At 71.7% G+C, this 20,975-nt stretch carries 15 protein-coding genes; all 15 read left to right on the top strand.

The genetic code is table 11. The features are described 5' to 3' along the window. The first annotated feature begins 280 nt into the window (after positions 1-280). The 15 genes from ACQP0N_RS25680 to ACQP0N_RS25610 all read left to right on the top strand — a co-directional run bounded on the left by ACQP0N_RS25680 (position 281) and on the right by ACQP0N_RS25610 (position 20,873). Positions 281-1,459 (top strand): ROK family protein, encoded by a 1,179-nt coding sequence (locus ACQP0N_RS25680; RefSeq protein WP_355051303.1) that lies wholly within the window; start codon positions 281-283, stop codon positions 1,457-1,459. Then, a complete protein-coding gene (locus tag ACQP0N_RS25675; RefSeq protein WP_433114732.1) occupies positions 1,456-3,078 on the top strand; it encodes a sugar ABC transporter ATP-binding protein in 1,623 nt (540 codons plus the stop codon). The genes ACQP0N_RS25680 and ACQP0N_RS25675 overlap by 4 nt, the downstream gene beginning before the upstream one ends. Beyond that, a complete protein-coding gene (locus ACQP0N_RS25670) occupies positions 3,075-4,202 on the top strand; it encodes an ABC transporter permease (RefSeq protein ID WP_357175800.1) in 1,128 nt (375 codons plus the stop codon). The genes ACQP0N_RS25675 and ACQP0N_RS25670 overlap by 4 nt, the downstream gene beginning before the upstream one ends. A 98-nt stretch (positions 4,203-4,300) precedes the next feature. Then, positions 4,301-5,353, top strand: a complete 1,053-nt coding sequence (locus ACQP0N_RS25665; protein WP_425893459.1) for a substrate-binding domain-containing protein — start codon at positions 4,301-4,303, stop codon at positions 5,351-5,353. 54 nt (positions 5,354-5,407) lie between these two features. After that, positions 5,408-6,598, top strand: a complete 1,191-nt coding sequence (locus ACQP0N_RS25660) for a Gfo/Idh/MocA family protein (protein WP_433121813.1) — start codon at positions 5,408-5,410, stop codon at positions 6,596-6,598. 648 nt (positions 6,599-7,246) lie between these two features. Further along, positions 7,247-8,413 (top strand): inositol-3-phosphate synthase, encoded by a 1,167-nt coding sequence (locus ACQP0N_RS25655; RefSeq protein WP_355051308.1) that lies wholly within the window; start codon positions 7,247-7,249, stop codon positions 8,411-8,413. After that, positions 8,397-9,302 carry an SCO3242 family prenyltransferase gene (locus ACQP0N_RS25650; RefSeq protein WP_433114729.1) on the top strand — a complete coding sequence of 302 codons (906 nt, stop codon included), beginning with the start codon at positions 8,397-8,399 and terminating at the stop codon, positions 9,300-9,302. Before ACQP0N_RS25655 ends, ACQP0N_RS25650 begins: the two co-directional genes overlap by 17 nt. Further along, positions 9,299-10,366, top strand: coding sequence for a sugar phosphate isomerase/epimerase family protein (locus ACQP0N_RS25645; RefSeq protein ID WP_433114728.1), 1,068 nt, complete (start codon positions 9,299-9,301; stop codon positions 10,364-10,366). Before ACQP0N_RS25650 ends, ACQP0N_RS25645 begins: the two co-directional genes overlap by 4 nt. A 114-nt stretch (positions 10,367-10,480) precedes the next feature. After that, positions 10,481-11,089, top strand: a complete 609-nt coding sequence (locus ACQP0N_RS25640; RefSeq protein ID WP_355051311.1) for an EboA domain-containing protein — start codon at positions 10,481-10,483, stop codon at positions 11,087-11,089. Position 11,090: 1 nt separating this feature from the next. Further along, entirely contained in the window at positions 11,091-11,948 is an 858-nt protein-coding gene (locus ACQP0N_RS25635) for a TatD family hydrolase (protein WP_355051312.1), read from the top strand. After that, on the top strand, positions 11,948-13,147 hold the full coding sequence (eboE, locus tag ACQP0N_RS25630) for a metabolite traffic protein EboE (protein WP_433114725.1): 1,200 nt from the start codon (positions 11,948-11,950) through the stop codon (positions 13,145-13,147). Before ACQP0N_RS25635 ends, eboE begins: the two co-directional genes overlap by 1 nt. Further along, positions 13,144-14,559, top strand: coding sequence for an alkaline phosphatase family protein (locus ACQP0N_RS25625; RefSeq protein ID WP_357133355.1), 1,416 nt, complete (start codon positions 13,144-13,146; stop codon positions 14,557-14,559). The genes eboE and ACQP0N_RS25625 overlap by 4 nt, the downstream gene beginning before the upstream one ends. Continuing rightward, positions 14,556-15,623, top strand: a complete 1,068-nt coding sequence (locus ACQP0N_RS25620; RefSeq protein WP_355051315.1) for a polyprenyl synthetase family protein — start codon at positions 14,556-14,558, stop codon at positions 15,621-15,623. The genes ACQP0N_RS25625 and ACQP0N_RS25620 overlap by 4 nt, the downstream gene beginning before the upstream one ends. Before the next feature lie 217 nt (positions 15,624-15,840). Beyond that, on the top strand, positions 15,841-18,696 hold the full coding sequence (locus tag ACQP0N_RS25615) for a PQQ-dependent sugar dehydrogenase (protein WP_433114722.1): 2,856 nt from the start codon (positions 15,841-15,843) through the stop codon (positions 18,694-18,696). 62 nt (positions 18,697-18,758) lie between these two features. Then, a complete protein-coding gene (locus ACQP0N_RS25610) occupies positions 18,759-20,873 on the top strand; it encodes a ThuA domain-containing protein (protein WP_433114720.1) in 2,115 nt (704 codons plus the stop codon). The last annotated feature ends 102 nt before the right edge of the window (positions 20,874-20,975 follow it).

Here is a 20,975-nt window from a genome sequence, read left to right as displayed (position 1 = left end):
CCTGGAGTGGATCAAGCGCCGACCGACACGAACCCGCCCCGCCAGCACGGACCCGCTGGCGGGGCGGGTTCGTGTCGGTCGATGAAACTGCACGCGAGCGCCTGCGGGCACGCCGTTATCCTTTTCTTGATCCACTTTTAGCTTTTGTTCCTTCGGACAAAAGTTGGGAACGGAACGGCTGAAGCTCTGGACACGCGGCGCAGAGCGCTCCTACTGTGTCGGACACAACACATCGACATTGCGTCGATGTGAACGAGTCCGATGAAGAGGTGAACCGCGCGTGCGGACCGTCGACCCCCTGCACGTCCGACTGTTGCGGTTGCTCCGCGACGAGGGGGCCGTGTCCCGCGCCGAGCTGGGCGACCGGCTCCAGATGCCGCGCCCGCGACTGCTGGCCGAGCTGGACCGGCTGGTCGCGCTCGGGTACGTCGCCGAAGCCGGTTTCGCCGCGTCCCGAGGCGGGCGTCGCTCGACGCTCGTCGAGCTGAACCCGAAGCTGCGCTTCGCCGCCGTCGACCTGGGCGCCAGCTCGATGGACGTCGAGGTGGTCAACGGTCGCCTCGAACCGGTGGCCCACTACGCCGAGCCGGCCGACATCCGCAGCGGCCCGAAGGTCACCCTGCAACGGGTCAACGAGCTGCTGCACAAGGCCCGCGTCGACGGCGCGTACGAGCGGCTGGACGCGGTGGGCATCGGCGTACCCGGGCCGGTCAGCTTCCGCGACGGCGTGCCGGTGTCGCCGCCGATCATGCCGGGCTGGGACCGGTTCCCCGTCCGCGAGCTGCTCAGCCGCGAGCACGCCTGCCCGGCGGTGGTCGACAACGACGTCAACATCATGGCCATCGGGGAACGCCACGGCGGGGTCGCCCACTCGGTGGACGACTTCCTCTTCGTGAAGATCGGCACCGGTGTCGGCTGCGGCATCTACCTCTCCGGCGAGGTCTACCGGGGCACCGACGGCTGCGCCGGGGACATCGGCCACATCCAGGTCGACGCGCACGGTCCGATGTGCTCCTGCGGCAACGCGGGCTGCCTGGAGGCCCTGTTCAGCGGCGCGGCGCTGGCCAAGGACGCGTTCGTCGCGGCCCGCAGCGGAGCGTCGCCGGCCCTGGCCGAGCGGTTGAGCACGCGGGGCACGGTGACCGCGCTGGACGTCGCCGAGGGCGCCGTCGAGGGCGACGTGACCTGCATCCAGTTGATCCGCGACGGCGGACGCCGGGTCGGCGGGGTGCTCGCCGGGCTGGTCAGCTTCACCAACCCGTCGATGATCGTGATCGGCGGCGGGTTGGCCCAGCTCGGGCACATCCTGCTCGCCGAGATCCGCAGTGTGGTCTACCGCCGGTCACTGCCCCTGGCTACCGGCAACCTGCCCGTCGTGCTGTCCGAGTTGGGTGGCCGGGCCGGTGTCGCCGGTGCGGCCGTGCTCGCCAGTGACGTCGCCTTCGGGGAAGCATCATGAGCGAGGAGGAGACCGTGGCCCTGTCCGACGAGACCGCCACCACCGGGTCGGCCGACGCCGACGCCGCCGCGCCGCTGGTCGAAGCTCCGCCCGACACCGTCGCGGGCGAGGTGGTCCTGCGCCTCACCGACGTGGTCAAGACCTTCCCCGGTGTACGCGCCCTGGACGGGGTCCAGCTCGAGGTACGCGCCGGAGAGGTGCACTGCCTGCTGGGGCAGAACGGCGCTGGCAAGTCCACGCTCATCAAGGTGCTGGCCGGCGTGCACCAGCCGGATTCCGGGCTGGTGGAGTGGCGCGGCGAACCGGCCACCTTCACCAACCCGCAGGCCGCCATGAAGGCCGGCATCGCCACCATCTACCAGGAACTCGACCTCGTCGAAGACCTCTCGGTCGCGGAGAACGCGTTCCTCGGGCACGAGTACCGCAGCTTCGGCTTCGTCCGGCGCGGCCGGATGGCCCGGCACACCCGGCAGATCCTCAGCCGGCTCGGGCACGGCGAGATCCCGCCCGGTCGGATGGTCCGCTCGCTGCCGGCGGCCGGCAAGCAGATCGTCAGCATGGCCCGCGCGCTGTCGCACGAGGCGCGACTGATCATCATGGACGAGCCGAGCGCGGTGCTGGCCCACGACGAGGTCGGCAATCTGTTCCGGATCATCCGCGAGCTGACCGCTCAGGGCATCGCCGTCATCTACATCTCTCACCGCATGGAGGAGATCCGCGAGATCGGCGACCGGGTCACCGTACTCAAGGACGGCCGAACCACGGCGGCGAACCTGCCGGCGCGCGACACCCCGACCCGCGACCTGGTCAGCCGGATGACCGGCCGGACCATCGAGTACGTCTTCCCGGACCGGCCGACCGATGACACCGCCGGCAACGAGCTGCTCCAGGTGGAGGGGTTGACCCGCACCGGTGAGTTCGCCGACGTCTCGCTGAACGTGCGGGCCGGGGAGATCGTCGGCATCGCCGGCCTGGTCGGCTCCGGCCGTTCCGAGCTGCTGGAGACGATCTACGGCGCCCGGTTGGCGGAGGCCGGCACGGTGCGGATGGACGGCAAGGTGCTTCGCCCCGGCGTCGGGGCGGCGGTGCGGGCCGGCATGGGCATGGCCCCGGAGGAGCGCAAGAGTCAGGCGCTGCTGCTGGGCGAGCCGATCTACCGCAACGTCACGCTGGCCACCTTCGGCCGGTACGCGCGGCTCGGCTTCACCAACGCGGCGGCGGAACGCGCCGAGGCGGACCGGATCGCCGAGACCCTGGAGCTGCGTCCCCGGGACGTCGACCGGCCGGTACGCACCCTGTCCGGCGGCAACCAGCAGAAGGTCGTGGTCGGCCGGTGGTTGCTCGGCGGCACCAAGCTGCTGCTGCTCGACGAGCCCACCCGGGGTGTGGACGTGGGCGCCCGGGCCGAGCTCTACCAGGTGATCCGCTCACTGGCCGCGCAGGGCGTCGGCGTGCTGCTGGTCTCCAGCGAGGTACCCGAGGTGCTGGGCCTGGCCGACCGGGTGCTGGTGATGCGCGAAGGCCGGGTCGTCCGCGAGGCCGCGGCCGGCGAACTGGACGAGAACACTGTGCTTGACCTCGTTATGGCGGGGTCCTTGATGGAAGGCGCACCGGCATGAGCGACGCGACTCCCACACCCACCGCGACACCGGAGCGCCCGCAGCTTCCGGCCCAGTCGCCGCCGGTGGACCCGGCGGAGACGGCGGTGGCCAGCGAAAAGACGGCATCCACCGGCAAGCTCTCCTGGTGGCGGGGCGACGGCGGCGACGGTGCGAAGCGCAACCTCGGCCTGATCGGCGTGCTGGCCGCGCTCGTCGTGGTCGGCGCGATCACCAAGCCGGACCTGTACGGCGACCCGACCTGGGTCTGGAACAACGTCCTGGCGATCCTCCAACTCGCCTCGGTCGTCGGCGTGGTCACGGTCGGCATGACCTTCGTGATCATCGGCGGTGGCATCGACCTGTCGGTCGGAGCGATCGTCGCGCTGGCCGGGGTCTGGTGCACCACGGTGGCCACCCAGAGCTACGGCGCTGGCGGCATGATCTTCACGGCCCTCGTGGTGGGCATCTGCGTCGGCCTGGTCAACGGCGTGCTCATCTCGTACGGCAGGTTGGTGCCCTTCATCGCGACCCTCGCGATGCTGGTGGCCGCGCGCGGCCTGGCGGCCTCGATCTCCAACAAGCAGACGCAGGTGTCGAGCAGCACGTTCATCAACGACATCGCCGCCCGCAAGATCATCGGTGTCCCGATCCTGGTCTACATCCTCGGCGCGGTCGTACTGGCCGGATGGGTCCTGCTCAACCGGACGACCTTCGGCCGGCGGACCATCGCCGTCGGCGGTAACCCGGAGGCGGCCCGACTGGCCGGCATCAACGTCCGCCGGCACACGATGCTGCTCTACGCGCTCTCCGGTCTGTGCTGCGGCATCGCGGCCATCATGCTCACCTCGCAGGCCACCTCGGCGCAGGCGGCGATGGCCAACCTGTACGAGTTGGACGCGATCGCCGCCGCGATCATCGGCGGGACGCTGCTCAGCGGTGGTCGGGGCACGATCGTCGGCTCGCTGCTCGGCGTCATCATCTTCGCCACGATCACGAACCTCTTCGCCATCAACGGCCTCTCCATCGAGGCGCAGAACATGGTCAAGGGCGGCATTATCGTCGCCGCCGTCCTGATCCAGCAGTTCAAGTTCAAGTCAGTCACCCGGCTCCTCGCGCGGAACAGGGTCACCACCACAACCTGACGCACCGCACCGTTGTCCTGGCGACGTCGAGATCTTCGACGGTGGCCGGACCTCGCACACCCTCACCCAGATGAAATCCCGCTCCCAGGAGGTCGTTCATGACCCAGAACAGTCGCGACCTGTCGCGCCGCCGGTTGCTCTTCGGTGGTGCCGCGGTTGGCGCCGCCACCCTGCTGACCGCCTGCACCAGTAACGACACCCCGGCCGCCAGCACCCAGACCAAGGCCGCCGGCAACGCCGAGGGCAACAACGCTCCGGGCAAGAAGGTCGTCATCGGCTTCTCCGCCCCGGCCGCCGACCACGGCTGGATGGGCGCGATCCACGCCAACGCCAAGGCGCAGGCCGCCGCGTACTCGGACGTGGAGTTCAAGGAGGTCGACGGCGGGTCGAACTCGGAGGCCCAGCGCTCCACGCTCGGCACCCTGATCGCCCAGAAGCCGGACATCATCGTCGTGCTGCCGCACGACGGCAAGGAGGTCAACGCCGTTGCCCTCCAGGCCATGCAGGCCGGCATCCCGATCGTCAACCTCGACCGGGCGTTCCCCGACGCGCTCGCCTCGCGGCTGGTGATCAAGGGTGACAACTACGGCATGGGCGTCTCCGCCGGCCACTTCATCGGCAAGCAGCTCAAGGACAAGGGCGTCGCCAACCCGGTCATCGGTGAGATCGCCGGCCTGGAGATCCCGCTGACGGTCGAGCGCAGCGAGGGCTTCAAGGCCGCCCTGGCGACCTACGGGTTCAAGGTGAGCAACCGGCGTTCGGCCGAGTTCACCTCGGACAGCGGCCAGCGCGAGGCGGCCCAGCTCCTCCAGGCTCTGCCGAAGATCGACGCGATCTGGAACCACGACGACGACCAGGGCATCGGTGTGCTCGCGGCCGTCAAGCAGGCCAACCGGTCGGAGTTCTTCATGGTCGGCGGCGCGGGTTCCAAGCTCGCGATCGACGCGATCAAGGCCGACAACTCGGTGCTCAAGGCGACGGTCACCTACAACCCGTCGATGGCGTCCTCGGCGATCTCGCTCGCGCGGCTCATCGCGCAGGGCCGGGGCCTGGGCGACCTGACGGAGCTGCAGGTGCCCAAGGAAGTGACCCTCGCCTCCGAGACGATCACCAAGGAGAACGCGAGCAGCTACGACAAGCTCGGGTTCTGACATACCGGGGGGAGACCCACCTTGTCCACGACAGACAGAGAACTGCGGATCGGCATGGTCGGTTACGCGTTCATGGGCGCCGCGCACTCACAGGCGTGGCGCACCGTGAACCGCGTGTACGACCTGCCGGCGCGGGCCCGGATGGCGCTGATCTGCGGCCGGGACACCACAGCGGTGTCCGACGCCGCCGACCGGCTCGGCTGGGACGCGTACACGACCGACTGGCGTGACCTCGTCAACCGGGACGACATCGACGTTGTCGATGTCTGCACCCCGGGCGACAGTCACGCCGAGATCGCCCTCGCCGCGTTGGCCGCCGGCAAGCACGTGCTGTGCGAGAAGCCGTTGGCCAACACGGTGGCCGAGGCACGGGCGATGACCGCCGCGGCGGACACCGCACGCGCCGCCGGGGTGCGGTCGATGTGCGGGTTCAACTACCGCCGGGTCCCCGCGGTCACGATGATGCGCCAGATGGTCGCCGAGGGACGACTCGGGGTGATCCGTCACGTCCGAGCGTCGTACCTGCAGGACTGGATCGTGGATCCGCAGTTCCCGCTGGTCTGGCGGTTGCAGAAGGACAGGGCGGGCTCCGGCGCGCTCGGTGACATCGGTGCGCACATCATCGACCTGACGCAGTTCGTCGTCGGCCAGCAGATCACCGGCGTCAGCGCGATCACCGAGACGTTCGTCAAGGAGCGGCCGTTGCCGGCCGAGTCGAGCGGGCTGGCGGCCACTGTCGACGGCGAGTCGGCCGACGGCGGCGCTCCGGCCACCGGGACGGTCACCGTCGACGACGCCGCGGTCTTCGTGGCCCGGCTCGACGGTGGCGCCCTGGCCACGTACGAGGCGAGCCGTTTCGCCACGGGCCGCAAGAACGCCCTGCGTGTCGAGATCAACGGCTCGCTGGGCAGCGTGGTCTTCGACCTGGAGCGTCTCAACGAGTTGGAGTTCTACGACGCCACCCGGCCCGTGCTGGAGCAGGGCTTCAGCCGGATCCTGGTGACCGAGGGCGACCACCCGTACATGTCGGCGTGGTGGCCTCCGGGTCACATCATCGGCTACGAGCACTCCTTCACCCACCAGATGCGCGATCTCATCGAGGCGATCGCCACCGGCACCGACCCGGCGCCCTCGTTCGCCGACGCGTTGCAGGTCCAGCTCGTGCTGGACGCGGTGACCCGTTCGGCGGAGACCGGTTCCTCGTGGACCGACGTGGAACCGGCGCTGACCGTGGTCGCCGTCTGACCCCCTGACCATCCGCGACGGCGGTGTTCGCGCCGCCGTCGCCCGACCGGCTTTCCGGAGCCGACCGGCGAGGGACCGGCCGCGGTTTGCGCCCCGCGGCCGGGACGAGGTCGGCTCCGGAGAGTGTGCAGCCGGGCCCTCGAGGCCCGGTGGCGCACGGATAGGACGGTCGTCCGGTGCGACCGGACCGGGATTCCCCGGCCGCACCGGAGGACCGCCACCACCACCCCCCGGCGATCCGGAGGACCCGATGACATCGCCCGCCGCTGCCCCCACCCGTACCGCCTCCGCCTGCCACCGCACGGCGGACCGCACCCCGGTCGAGGATCCGGTGGGCGCGGCAACCTGAGACGTCCGGTCGGGGCATGCCAACGCCCCGGCCGGCGGATGCGGGGGAGGCAGGGTCGAGACGCCGACCGACCCTGCCTGCCAGCCCCGTCTGTCCGTACCCGTGCCGAGATCCGGTCCGTCGTCGTCGCCGCCGACGCCGACGCCGGGCCGGCGTCGTACCGGTACGGGTCGGGCGGGCGGGGCCCATCCATCCGGCCCGAAACTTTTCCGAAACCGGGCCGTATCTTTCCGAAACATATTCTGATATTCCTATATTTAGCGGTACCGACGGTTCCTCGGAAATGGGGAAGGAGCACCATGCGAACAGGTGTCTGGCTGGTAGGAGCGCGCGGTTCCGTCGCGACCACCAGCATCGTCGGGGGGCTCGCGCTGCGAGCCGGCCTGGCCGGGCCCACCGGCTGTGTGACCGAGCTACCGGACCTGCGTGGTCCCGCCCTGCCGTCCTTCGCGGACCTGGTCTTCGGCGGGCACGACGTGGCCACCACCCCGCTGTGCAAGCGCGCCGAGGCGCTCGCCGACGCCGGCGTCATCCCCGGACGGCTGGTCGCCGCGCTCCGCGACGAGTTGGGCGTGGTCGAGCAGGAGTTGCGCCCCGCGCCGGTCGGGGACACCCAGGCCGACCGGGCCGCGGCCGTGGTCCGCGACCTGACCAGCTTCCGGGAACGCCACGACCTGGATCGCGTGGTCGTGGTCAACGTCTCCGCCACCGAGGCCGTGCCCCGACCGCACCCCGGGCACGCCGACCCGGCCGCGTTACGCGCCGCCCTCGACGGCACCGACGAGGTGCTGCCGCCCAGCTCCCTGTACGCGTACGCGGCGCTGCTGGCCGGCTGCCCGTACGTCGACTTCACGCCGTCCACCGGCCTGCGACTGCCGGCGCTGGCCGCGCTGGCGCAGGAGCGCCGCCTGCCGTACGCCGGGCACGACGGCAAGACCGGCGAGACCCTGGTCAAGTCGGTGCTCGCGCCGATGTTCGCGATGCGCAACCTCGCCGTGCGCTCCTGGTCCGGGATGAACCTGCTCGGTGGCGGCGACGGCGCCACCCTCGCCGACCCGGCCGCCAACGCGGCCAAGGTGCAGAGCAAGCAACGCGTGCTCGGCGAGACGCTCGGCTACGTGCCGCAGGGCAACACCCGCATCGAGTACGTCGAGGAGCTGGGCGACTTCAAGACCGCCTGGGATCTGATCACGTTCGCCGGCTTCCTCGGCACCGGCATGCGGATGGAGTTCACCTGGCACGGCTGCGACTCGGCGCTGGCCGCGCCGCTGGTGCTCGACCTGGCCCGGCTCACCGCCGCCGCGCACGCCGCCGGGCACGTCGGGCCGCTGGCCGACCTGGGCTTCTTCTTCAAGGACCCGCTCGGCACGCCGACCCACTCGCTGGCCGAGCAGTGGGCCCGGCTGACCGACTTCGCCCAGCGACTGCACGCCGGCCCGGACGGTGGCCATGACCACGCTGGCTGACCTGGCCGAGCTGGTCCGCGCGCCGGCCGCGCTCTCGGTCCCCGGGGACGTCGTGGCCGGCGCGGCGGCGGCCGGCGCGTTGAGCCCGCGTACTCCCGCCCTGGCGGGCGCGTCGGTGCTGCTCTACTGGGCCGGCATGGCCGCCAACGACTGGTCCGACCGGCGGCTCGACGCCGTCGAACGCCCCGAGCGCCCGATCCCCAGCGGCCGGGTCACCCCGAACGCCGCGCTGGGTCTCGCCGCCGGCCTCACCGCCGCCGGCGTGGGCCTGGCCGCCGCCGTGGGCGGTCGCCGCGCCGCCGCGCTCGCGGTGCCGCTGGCCGCCAGCATCTGGGGGTACGACCTGCTGGCCAAGAACACCGCCGCCGGCCCCGCCGTGATGGCCGCCTGCCGAGGGCTGGACGTGCTGCTGGGCGCATCCGGCGGCCGGCTGGCGCGGGCGCTGCCCTCGGCGGCCACCGTGGCGGCGCACACCTGGACGGTCACCGCGCTGTCCCGTCGCGAGGTCAGTGGCGCGGACGCCGCCCTGCCGATGCGTACCCTGGCCGGCACCGCCGTGGTCGCCGCGAGCGCCGCCGTCGCCGTACCCGGGCGTACCGACACGCGGGGTGCCGCGGGCGCGGGCCGAGCCTGGTCGACCGGGATCGCCACCGCGCTGCCGGCGGTGCTGGCCGGGTGGTACGCCGCCCGCTACGGCGCGGCCCAGGTGCAGGTGGTCCGGGATCCGTCGGCCGGGAAGGTCCGCGCGGCGGTGGGCGCCGGGATCACCGGCCTGCCCGCCCTCCAGGGAGCGCTCACCGCCCGTGGCGGCGCGGGACTGCTCGGGCTGGCCGTCGCGGCGGCCGCGCCACTGGGCCGTCGGCTGGCCCGGAAGGTCTCGCCGACATGACCGTGCCCCAGTCCCGCCGGGCCCAGCTCGACCCCGACCGGCCGGACATCGCGCAGGCCGACGCGGTCCGGGCCGACGCGACGACGGTGCGCCTCGGGTACGGCACCAACGGCTTCGCCAACCACCGGCTCGACGACGCGCTCGCCGTCATCGCCGACCTGGGCTACGACGGGGTGGCGCTCACCCTGGACCACGATCATCTGGACCCGTTCGCGCCCGGCCTCACCCGCCGGATCGCCGCGGTCGGCCGCCGGCTGTCCGAGCTGGGTCTCGCGGTGGTGATCGAGACCGGGGCCCGCTACCTGTTGGACCCGTGGCACAAGCACGCCCCGACGCTGCTGCACGACGACCCCACCCGGCGGATCGAGTTCCTGCGCCGGGCGGTACGGATCGGCGCCGACCTGGGCGCGGAGGCCGTCTCGTTCTGGGCCGGCGTACGGCCCGAGGCGGTGTCGCCGCAGTGCGCCTGGGACCGGCTCGTGTCCGGCTGCGCCACCGTGGTCGACGCCGCCGACAGCGCGGGTGTGACGCTCGGCTTCGAACCGGAACCGGGGATGCTGGTGCAGGACATCGCCGACTGGCGTCGACTGCACGCGGCGCTCGGCGCCCCGGCCCGCCTCGGCATCACCCTCGACATCGGCCACTGCCGGTGCCTGGAGCCTCAGCCGGTGCCGCAGTGCGTCGCCGAGGTCGCCGAGCACCTGGTCAACGTGCAGATCGACGACATGCGCAGGGGTGTGCACGAGCACCTGGAGTTCGGTGCCGGCGAGATCGACTTCCCGCCGGTGCTGGCCGCCCTGGCCGATGCCGGCTACCGCGGCCTGGTCGCGGTCGAGCTACCCCGCGACTCGCACGCCGCACCCGCCGTGGCCGCCCGGTCGATCGAGTTCCTACGCGCCGCCGCAGCCACATCGGCCGCCTCGGCCACCGTAGCCGCCTCGGCCGCCGCGACGGCCGGTGCCCGGCCCACCGGGGGCGAGGTCCCCGCTGACGTCCTTTGCTCTGCTTCAACGGAGGAAACAGCGACCGTCCGATATTCGAACACCGGCCGTCTCCTGGAGTGAAGCAGAGCAAAGGGCAAGCCCGGGGTGCCCGCCGAGCGGCACAGCAGGACCGCCGCAGGGCAGCACGGCAGGACGGCAGCACAGCAGCACAGCAGTACAAGGGGAGGAGACGGGATGACACCGGATTCACTGCGGGCCGCGCTGCGGGGCGTACCCGATCCCGACTGGCTGGACACGGCGCTGCGCCGGGTCGCGGCCGAGCCCACCGCGATCACCCGGCTCTTTCCGGCCGCCGGCCGGCGGTGCGGTCGGGCCGCGCTGCCGGACGCACCCGGCTGGACCGCCGACGACGCGGCCCGGGTGCTGCTGCTCACCGGCCTGCCCGGCGAGCACGCCGCGTACGCCGAGAGCCTCTACCGGCACGGCGACGCCGCCGAACGGCGGGCCGTGCTGCGGGCCCTGCCGCTGCTGCCGATCGGCGCCGAGGCGGTGCCGCTGTTGCACGACGCGATCCGGACCAACGACACCCGGCTGGTCGCCGCCGCGCTCGGCCCGTACGCCCGGCACCTCGACGCGGCCGCCTGGCGGCAGGCGGTGCTCAAGTGCGTGTTCAGCGGGGTGCCCCTCGCCGCGGTGGCCGACCTGGACGGCCGGGCCGACGGTGAGCTGGCCGCGATGCTCGCCGCGCTCGCCGCCGAACGGCACGCCGCCGGCCGGGACCTGCCCGCCGACGCCACCGACCTGCTCCACCGGCTCACCGCCGCACTGCCCCGGGAGGCGTGACATGCGCATCTTCGACCCGCACATCCACATGACCTCGCGCACCACCGACGACTACGAACGGATGGCCGGCGCCGGCGTCCTCGCGGTGGTCGAGCCGGCGTTCTGGCTGGGGCAGCCGCGCACCAGCGCCGCGTCGTTCGTCGACTACTTCGACTCGCTGATCGGCTGGGAGCCGTTCCGGGCCGGGCAGTTCGGCGTGCGTCACTTCGCCACCATCGCGCTCAACCCGAAGGAGGCCAACGACCCGCGCTGCCGCCCGGTGCTCGACCTGTTGCCCCGCTACCTGGACAAGGACGCGGTCGTGGCGGTCGGCGAGATCGGGTACGACTCGATGACCCCCGAGGAGGACGAGGCGTTCGCCGCGCAACTCGCCCTCGCCGTGGCGTACGACCTGCCGGCGCTGGTGCACACCCCGCACCGCGACAAGGCCCGGGGCTGCGAACGCACCCTCGCCGTGGTCGCCGAGTCCGGCATCGACGCGGGTCGCGTGGTGGTCGACCACCTCAACGAGGTGACCGTCAAGCTCGTCAAGGACAGCGGCTGCTGGCTGGGCTTCTCCATCTACCCGGACACCAAGATGACCCCGTCGCGGATGGTCGAGCTGCTGCGCGAGTACGGCACCGAACGGATGCTGGTCAACTCGGCCGCCGACTGGGGACGCTCCGATCCGCTGCTGACCCGGGCCACCGGCGAGGCGATGCGTGCGGCCGGCTTCAGCGACGACGACGTCGATAAGGTGCTGTGGCGCAACCCGGTGGAGTTCTACGGGCAGTCGGGTCGGCTCGACCTCGGCGACGTGGAGGCGCCCGTCGCCGTGGACCCGCAGACGGGCAACTCGATCCTGCGCGGTGGTAGCTGATGCGGCTGCGACATGCCGGCGGCGAGACGGTCCACCTCGGCTACTGCACCAACGTGCACCCCGCCGAGGACCTGGCCGGCATCCTCGCCCAACTGGACACCTACGCCGTGCCGGTGCGTCAGGCGCTCGGCAGCGACCTGCTCGGGCTCGGCCTGTGGCTGGCCGCCCCGGTCGCCGCCGAACTGGCCGCCGACCCGGCGCTGCGCCGCCGGCTCCGCGCCGAACTGGACGCGCGCGGTCTGGAGGTGGTCACCCTCAACGGCTTCCCGTACGCGGCCTTCCAGGCCCCCGTCGTGAAGCAGGACGTGTACCACCCGGACTGGACGACCGAGCAGCGACTGACGTACACCCTGGATCTGGCCCGGGTGCTCGCCGACCTGCTGCCCGACGACGCGGCCCGGGGCTCGATCTCCACCCTGCCGCTGGCCTGGCGGCGCCCGTGGAACTCCGACCTGGCGGACGCCGCCCGGCGGCGGCTCGATGCGCTCGCGGCCGGCCTGGCCGACGTGCAGCGGGACACCGGCCGCGAGGTGCGGGTGGCGTTCGAGCCGGAGCCCGGTTGCGTGGTGGAGAGCACCGGGCAGGCCGCCGAGCTGCTGTCCGGCATGGACACCGACCGGATGGGGGTCTGCCTCGACCTCGCGCACCTGGCCTGTGCGTGGGAGGAGCCGGCGGCGGCGCTGGACCGGCTGCGGGCGGCCGGACTGCCGGTGGTGAAGGTGCAGGTCTCCGCCGCCGTCGAGGCGGCCGACCCGGCCGGTGGGGCCGACGCGCTGCGCCGCTGGGTGGAGCCGCGCTTCCTGCACCAGACCCGCAGCGCCGGCTGCGCGGGCGTGGCCGACCCGGCCGACGAGGCGTACGCCGCCGACGATCTGGACGAGGCCCTGGACCGGGAGCTTCCCGGTCCGTGGCGGGTGCACTACCACGTGCCCCTGCACGCCCCGCCCGAGGAGCCGCTCGGCTCGACCCTGCCGGTTCTCCGTGCGGCCCTGAGAGCGCTCTTCGAGGGGTCGGTCGCGGGCTGCGACCACCTCGACGTCGAGACGTACACCTGGGGTGTCCTGCCGGCCGCACGGCGGCCCGGCACCGACGCGGAGCTGGCCGCCGGCATCGCCGCCGAGTTGGCCTTCGCCCGCGACGAACTGGTCGGCCTCGGGCTGACCGCAGACCGAACCGCGAGCATGGAGGTGACGCGATGAGCCGGCGACTGGTGGTCCTCGACGTGGTGGGGTTGACCCCGCGACTGCTGAAGCACATGCCCCGACTGCGCGGCGTCGCCGACGGTGGCTTCCGGGCCGAGCTGGGCACGGTGCTGCCGGCGGTGACCTGCTCGGTGCAGTCCACGTTCCTCACCGGCGAGCAGCCCAGCGGGCACGGCATCGTCGGCAACGGGTGGTACTTCCGGGAGCTGGGCGAGGTGTTGCTGTGGCGGCAGCACAACGCGCTGGTCGGCGGGGACAAGCTCTGGCACGCGGCCCGCCGGGCCGAGCCGGGCTACACGGTCGCCAACGTCTGCTGGTGGTACGCCATGGGCGCCGACGTCAACTGGACCGTCACGCCCCGCCCGGTGTACTACGCCGACGGGCGCAAGGAGCCGGACTGCTACACCGATCCGCCGGAGCTGCACGACGCGCTGACCGGGCGGCTCGGCACCTTCCCGCTGTTCACGTACTGGGGGCCGACGGCCGCGCTGCCGTCGTCGAAGTGGATCTGCCAGGCGGCCGAGCAGATCCTGGCCGACGTGTCACCCGACCTGACCCTGGTCTACGTGCCCCACCTGGACTACGACCTGCAACGGTACGGCCCCTCGTCGCCGCAGGCCGCCACGGCGGCGGCCGAGCTGGACGCCGTCCTCGGGCCGCTGCTGGACGCCGCCCGTGCTCGGGACGCCACCGTGGTGGTGCTCTCGGAGTACGGCATCACCGACGTGTCCCGGCCGGTCGACGTCAACCGGCTGCTGCGCAGCGAGGGGTTGCTGCGGGTGCACACCCAGGCCGGCATGGAGTACCTCGACCCCTGGACGTCGAAGGCGTTCGCCGTCGCCGACCACCAGATCGCGCACGTCTACGTCAAGGACCCGGCCGACGTGCCGGCGGTGGCGAAGCTCTGCGCCGGACTGCCCGGGGTGGCCGAGGTGCTCGACGCCGACGGCAAGGCCGCGCACGGGCTGGACCACCCGCGCGCCGGCGAACTGGTGCTGGTGGCCGAGCCGGACTCCTGGTTCACCTACTACTACTGGCTCGACGACGCCAACGCGCCCGACTTCGCCCGGCTGGTCGAGATCCACCGCAAGCCCGGGTACGACCCCGCCGAGCTGTTCTTCGACCCGGCCAATCCCGGTGCCGCCAAGGCTCGCGCCGGCGTGGCGCTGGCCCGGAAGAAGCTCGGCATGCGCTACCTGATGAGCGCCGTCGGCCTGGACGCCGGTGCCCGGGCGATCCGCGGTTCGCACGGGCGGCTTCCCACCGACCCGGCGGACGCCCCGGTCCTGCTCTGCTCCGACGCGTCCGCGGCCCGGGACCGGATCGCGGCCACCGAGGTCAAGGGCTTGTTACTGGAGCTGGCCGGTTTAAGCGCCGCTGGTGCGCAGGGTCCGGGAGATCGGACGTGACCGTCACCGTCGCGCCCACCGACACCAGCGGTCTGCGGGCGCGCTTCGACGCGGAGCTGGCGGCCTTCCTCGACCGGCAGGGGCCGGACTGGCCCGACGGCGCGCCCCGGGGGGTGTTCACCGCGTTGCAACGGTTCGTGCTGGCCGGGGGGAAGCGGCTGCGCCCGCTGTTCTGCTACTGGGGCTGGCGCGGCGCCGGGGCGGCCGACGCCACCCCGATCGTGGTGGCCGCGGCGGCGTTGGAACTGTTCCACGCGTTCGCGCTGATCCACGACGACATCCTGGACGGCAGCGACCGCCGCCGGGGTGAGCCGTCGGTGCACCGGCTCTTCGCCGACCTGCACGCCCGGTCGTCGTGGCGGGGCGACCCGGAGGCGTACGGGCGCAACACCGCCCTGCTCTGCGGCGACCTCTGCGCGGCCTGGTCGGATCAGATGTTCCACGAGTGTGGGCTGGGGACCGAGCAGGTGCACCGGGGGTACGCGGTGTTCGCGCTGATGCGTACCGAGGTCATCGCGGGGGAGTACCTGGACCTGGTGTCCGGGGTGGGCGACGGCTCGGTCGCCAGCGCGCTCACCGTGATAAGGATGAAGGCGGCCCGGTACACGGTCACCCGGCCGTTGCAGATCGGCGCGGCGCTCGCCGGCGGGGGACCGGAGCTGATCGCCGCTCTCGGCGAGTTCGGCGACCCGTTGGGGGACGCGTTCCAGCTCCGCGACGACGTGTTGGGTGTCTTTGGTGATCCGGCGGTCACCGGCAAGTCGATCCTGGACGACCTGCGCGAGGGCAAGCCCACGGTGATGATGGCGCTGGCCCGCAGCTCCGCGGACCGGTCGCAGACCGCGCGGCTGAAGGAACTGTTCGGCAACCCGTCGCTCGACACCGACGGCGCGGCGGACCTGCGCGAGATCATCGAGGCCACCGGCGCGCGGGACCGGATCGAGCAGATGATCCGGGTCCGCACCGAGGCCGCGCTGACCGCGTTGCGGAGCGCGGCGGTGAACGAGGAGGCCCGGGCGGCCCTGGTCGCGTTGGCCGGACAGGCCATCGACCGGCGCGCCTGACCGGCCGACTTTCGATCAAATCGACGAAAGTTCATGCCGTACCACCGGAAGGTATGGACACATCGACACTTGCGACTTAGTGTCGGGGCCAACACAGCAATGTTTCGTCGAGGTGAACCGGCGGCGCGGTAACCCATCGACCCCACCACCCGCTACGGCATCCGGCGCGACGGCGCGCGCCCCGCCCTGGCCTCTTCGTCAGGAAGGGACAGCACAGATGTCCATGAAGGACAGACCCACCCAACGGTCCCGACGATGGTTCTCCGCCGGATCGGCCCTGCTCCTCGTGGCCGCGGCCGGCACGGTCACCCTCACGGCCAGCGCGACACCGGCCCAGGCGCACACCATCAACGCCAGCGACTTCCAGCAGGTCGAACTCGCCCGGGGCGTCACCGACATGGGCGAGCCGATGTCGCTGGCCGTCCTGCCGGACCGCTCGGTCCTGCACACCGCCCGCAACGGCACCCTGCGCCGCACCGACGCGAACGGCACCACCTCGGTGATCGGCACCCTGTCGGTCTACAACCACGACGAGGAGGGCCTACAGGGCGTCGGCGTCGACCCGAACTTCGCCAGCAACCGGCAGATCTTCCTCTACTACGCGCCGCCGCTGTCCACCCCCGCCGGCGACGCCCCCGCGACCGGCACCGACTTCTCGGCCTGGCAGGGAGTGAACCGCCTCTCCCGGTTCACCCTCAACAGCGACTTCACGCTGAACCAGTCCAGCAAGGTCGACGTCCTCGACGTACCCGCCGATCGCGGCCTGTGCTGCCACGTCGGCGGTGACATCGACTTCGACGCCGCCGGCAACCTCTACCTGTCCACCGGCGACGACACCAACCCCTTCGAGTCCGCCGGCTACTCGCCGCTGGACGAGCGGACCAACCGCAACCCGGCGTACGACGCGCAGCGCAGCGCCGGCAACACCAACGACCTGCGGGGCAAGATCCTTCGGATCAAGGTGAACACCAACGGGACGTACTCCATCCCCTCGGGCAACCTGTTCGCGCCCGGTACCGCCAAGACGCGGCCGGAGATCTACGCGATGGGGTTCCGCAACCCGTTCCGGATCAGCGTGGACAAGGGCACCGGGGTCGTCTACGTCGGCGACTACGGGCCGGACGCCGGCTCCACCAGCTCCACCCGTGGCCCGTCCGGCCAGGTGGAGTTCAACCGGGTCGCGGCCCCGGGCAACTACGGCTGGCCGTACTGCACCGGCACCAACACCAGCACCGAGACGTACAACGAGTGGGACTTCGCCACCAACACCGGCGGCGCGAAGTACAACTGCACCGGCGGGCCGACCAACAACTCGTTCCGCAACACCGGCCTGACCACCCTGCCGCCGGCCCAGCCGGCCTGGATCCGGTACGCCGGTGACGCCGGCACCCCGACCGAGTTCGGCGGCGGCTCCGAGTCGCCGATGGGTGGCCCGGTCTACCGGTACAACGCCTCGTCGACCTCCACCACGAAGTTCCCGCAGTCGTTCGACGGGCAGTTCTTCGCCACCGAGTTCGGCCGCGGCTGGATCAAGCCCATCCACGTCAACTCGGACGGCTCCCGGGGCGCCATCGACACGTTCCCGTGGGTCGGCAAGCAGGTGATGGACTCGGCGTTCGGCCCGGACGGCTCGTACTACGTGCTCGACTACGGCACCGGCTACTTCAACGGTGACGCCAACTCGGCGCTCTACCGCTTCGACTACGTCGGCGGCGGCAACCGGGCGCCCAGCGCCTCGGCGAGCGCCAACAAGACGTCCGGCGCGGCCCCGCTGGCCGTGACGTTCTCCTCGGCCGGCTCGTCCGACCCCGAGGGCGGGACGCTCACCTACTCGTGGAACTTCGGCGACGGCACCACCTCCACGGCGGCGAACCCGACGAAGACCTACAGCACCAACGGCACGTACACGGCGACGCTGACCGTACGGGACCCGCAGGGTGCCACCGGCAGCGCCAGCGTGCAGATCAACGTCGGCAACACCGCGCCCACGGTGACCATCAACAACCCCGGCAACGGGCAGCTGTTCAGCTTCGGTGACACCGTGCCGTACAGCATCACGGTGACCGACCCGGAGGACGGCACGATCGACTGCACCAAGGTCAAGATGACCTACGTGCTCGGGCACGACCAGCACGGGCACCAGATCACCTCGAAGAACGGCTGCTCCGGCTCGATCACCATCCCCGTCGACGGCGAACACGACGACGCGGCGAACATCTTCGCCATCTTCGACGCCGAGTACACCGACGCGGGCGGCCTGACCACGCACACCCAGCACACCCTGCCGCCGCGGCACCGCCAGGCCGAGTTCTTCGGCAGCTCCTCCGGCATCAACGTGTTCAGCAAGACCCCGGCCGAGGGCGGTAAGACCGTCGGCGACATCAACAACGGCGACTGGATCTCGTTCCAGCCGTACCGGCTCGGCAACGTCACCTCGTTCACCGCCCGGGTCTCCTCGGCGGGCAGCGGCGGCACCCTCCAGGTGCGGGCCGGCTCGGCCACCGGCACGGTGCTCGGCTCCGCGACCGTCCCGGTGACCGGTGGCTGGGAGACGTTCACCACCGTCACGGGGACGATCACCAACCCGCCGACCGGCACCACCACGCTCTACCTGACCTTCGCGGGTACGGGCACCGGCGCGCTCTACGACCTGGACGCGTTCACCTTCGTCACCGGCTCGGCCCCGACCGGTGGGACCGGCCCGATCAAGGGCCTGGGTGGCAAGTGCCTGGACGTGCGCAACGCCGCCACCGCCGACGGCACGCAGATCCAGATCTACACCTGCAACGCCAGCGCGGCCCAGACCTGGGCGGTCACGCCGAACTCCACCATCAAGTCGTTGGGCAAGTGTCTCGACGTCTCCGGCGCCGGCACCGCCGACGGCACCAAGATCCAGCTCTACACCTGCAACGGCACCGGGGCGCAGAACTGGGCCGCGCAGGCCGACGGCACGCTGCGCAACGTGGCGTCCGGCAAGTGCCTGAACGTGTCCGGAAGCAACTCCGCGGACAGCACCGTGGTGAACCTCTGGACCTGCACCGCCGCCGCGAACCAAAAGTGGACCCTGCCCTGAGCTGAGCGGAGGGGCTCCCACCGTCCCGGGAGCCCCTCCCCACCGTCCCGAAGGAGAGCGACATGCGCAGACTCCTGCGATCCACGGTCGGCCTGAGCGCCGCCGTCCTCGCCGTCATCGCCTGCACCACCCCGGCAACCCCGGCCAGCGCCGCCGACGCCCCGTACGACGTGCTGGTCTTCTCCAAGACCGCCGGCTTCCGGCACGACGCGATCCCGGTCGGCATCCAGACCATCCGTGACCTGGGCGCGGCCAACAACTTCACCGTCACCGCCACCGAGGACGCCGCCGCGTTCACCACGAGCAACCTCGCCCAGTACGAGGCGGTCGTCTTCCTCAACACCACCGGCGACGTGCTCAACGCCACCCAGCAGACCGCCTTCGAGTCGTACATCGGCTCGGGCCGCGGGTACGTGGGCGTGCACGCCGCCGCCGACACCGAGTACGACTGGCCGTTCTACGGCAACCTGGTCGGCGCGTGGTTCGCCTCGCACCCGGCCATCCAGCAGGCCAACGTCAAGGTGGAGGACCGGGGGCACGCCGCGACCGGGCACCTGCCGCAGACCTGGACCCGCACCGACGAGTGGTACAACTACCGCACCAACGCCCGGTCCACGGCGCACGTGCTCGCCACGCTCGACGAGTCGTCGTACTCGGGCGGCGGGATGGGCACGGACCACCCGCACTCCTGGTGCAAGAGTTACAGCGGCGGCCGCTCCTTCTACACCGGAAGCGGGCACACCCAGGCGTCGTACGCCGAGCCGGCCTTCCGCAACCACCTGCTCGGTGGCATCCGGTACGCGGCCGGCCGGAGCAAGGCCGACTGCCGGCCCGAGACCGGCTACACGCCGCTCTACAACGGCTCCACCACCGGCTGGTCGCAGGCCGGCCCGGGCAACTTCACCAACTCCGACGCCACCCTCACCTCGGTCGGCGGCATGGGCCTGTACTGGTACAGCGCGAAGCAGTTCACCAACTACTCGCTGAAGCTGGACTGGAAGCTGGCCGGCGACGACAACTCGGGCATCTTCATCGGCTTCCCGCCGTCGAGCGACCCGCAGTCGGCGATCGACAACGGCTACGAGGTCCAGATCGACGCGACCGACGCGGTCGACCGCACCACCGGCGCGGTCTACACGTACAAGGCCGCCGACATCGCGGCTCGGGACGCGGCGCTCAACGCGCCGGGGGAGTGGAACACGTACGAGCTGCTGGTCGAGGGGGAACGGCTCCAGGTCTTCCTCAACGGGGTGAAGATCAACGACTTCACCAACACCAATCCAGTACGGTCGCTGGCCGGCCACATCGGCATCCAGAACCACGGTACGGGCGACGACGCCTACTTCCGCAACATCCGGATCAAGGAGCTGGGCGGCAGCAACCCGCCGACCGGCAACACCACGGTCCAGGCCGAGGCGTTCAGCTCGGCCAACGGCGTCAGCGCGTTCACCAAGGCCGGCGCCAACGGCGGACAGACGCTCGGCTACATCGAACCGGGCGACTGGGCCGCGTACAACGGCGTGGACCTGACCGGCGTCACCTCGTTCACCACCCGGGTCGTCTCGGGCGGCGCAGGCGGCACCATCGGAGTCCGTACCGGCTCGGCCACCGGGCCGTTGCTGGGCACGGTCACGGTGCCGAACACCGGTAGCTGGAGCACGTACGCCAACGTCACCACGACGCTGTCGAACGTCCCCTCCGGCACCCAGAACCTGTACCTGACGTTCAACGGCAGCGGCACCGGCCTCTTCGACGTGGACGACTTCACCCTCGTCAAGGGCACCGGCGGCGGTTCCGGCGTCGGGCCGGTCAAGGGGCTCGCCGGCAAGTGCCTGGACGTCCGCAGCGGCGCCACCGCCGACGGCACCCAGATCCAGATCTACACCTGCAACGGCAGTACGGCGCAGACCTGGACCGTGACACCGAACTCGACCATCAAGGCGCTCGGCAAGTGCCTCGACGTCTCCGGCGGCGGCACCGCCGACGGCACCAAGATCCAGCTCTGGACCTGCAACGGCACCGGCGCGCAGAACTGGGCGGCCCAGTCCGACGGCAGCCTGCGCAACACGTCCTCGAACAAGTGCCTCGACGTGTCCGGCAACAACTCCGCCGACAGCACCGTCGTCCATCTCTGGACCTGCAACGGCGCGGCCAACCAGAAGTGGACCCTGCCCTGACCCACCGAGCCCGCTGGGGCCGTCGGACGTGACCGGCGGCCCCGGCGTACCACCCGATGACGCCGTCGGCGCGGCGGTACCTCACCGCCGCCGCGCCGACGG

This window comes from Micromonospora sp. CA-246542, assembly GCF_050942905.1.
In the GTDB taxonomy this organism is placed as follows: Bacteria; Actinomycetota; Actinomycetes; order Mycobacteriales; family Micromonosporaceae; genus Micromonospora.
Note: the sequence above shows the minus strand (reverse complement) of the source record. Positions and strands in the feature narration are given on the sequence as shown.

Coding starts and splice junctions, on each gene's coding strand:
- ACQP0N_RS25675 (WP_433114732.1), top strand. CDS start 1,456: ATGAGCGAGGAGGAGACCGTGGCCCTGTCCGACGAGACCGCCACCACC.
- ACQP0N_RS25670 (WP_357175800.1), top strand. CDS start 3,075: ATGAGCGACGCGACTCCCACACCCACCGCGACACCGGAGCGCCCGCAG.
- ACQP0N_RS25665 (WP_425893459.1), top strand. CDS start 4,301: ATGACCCAGAACAGTCGCGACCTGTCGCGCCGCCGGTTGCTCTTCGGT.
- ACQP0N_RS25660 (WP_433121813.1), top strand. CDS start 5,408: ATGGTCGGTTACGCGTTCATGGGCGCCGCGCACTCACAGGCGTGGCGC.
- ACQP0N_RS25655 (WP_355051308.1), top strand. CDS start 7,247: ATGCGAACAGGTGTCTGGCTGGTAGGAGCGCGCGGTTCCGTCGCGACC.
- ACQP0N_RS25650 (WP_433114729.1), top strand. CDS start 8,397: ATGACCACGCTGGCTGACCTGGCCGAGCTGGTCCGCGCGCCGGCCGCG.
- ACQP0N_RS25645 (WP_433114728.1), top strand. CDS start 9,299: ATGACCGTGCCCCAGTCCCGCCGGGCCCAGCTCGACCCCGACCGGCCG.
- ACQP0N_RS25640 (WP_355051311.1), top strand. CDS start 10,481: ATGACACCGGATTCACTGCGGGCCGCGCTGCGGGGCGTACCCGATCCC.
- ACQP0N_RS25635 (WP_355051312.1), top strand. CDS start 11,091: ATGCGCATCTTCGACCCGCACATCCACATGACCTCGCGCACCACCGAC.
- eboE (WP_433114725.1), top strand. CDS start 11,948: ATGCGGCTGCGACATGCCGGCGGCGAGACGGTCCACCTCGGCTACTGC.
- ACQP0N_RS25625 (WP_357133355.1), top strand. CDS start 13,144: ATGAGCCGGCGACTGGTGGTCCTCGACGTGGTGGGGTTGACCCCGCGA.
- ACQP0N_RS25615 (WP_433114722.1), top strand. CDS start 15,841: ATGTCCATGAAGGACAGACCCACCCAACGGTCCCGACGATGGTTCTCC.
- ACQP0N_RS25610 (WP_433114720.1), top strand. CDS start 18,759: ATGCGCAGACTCCTGCGATCCACGGTCGGCCTGAGCGCCGCCGTCCTC.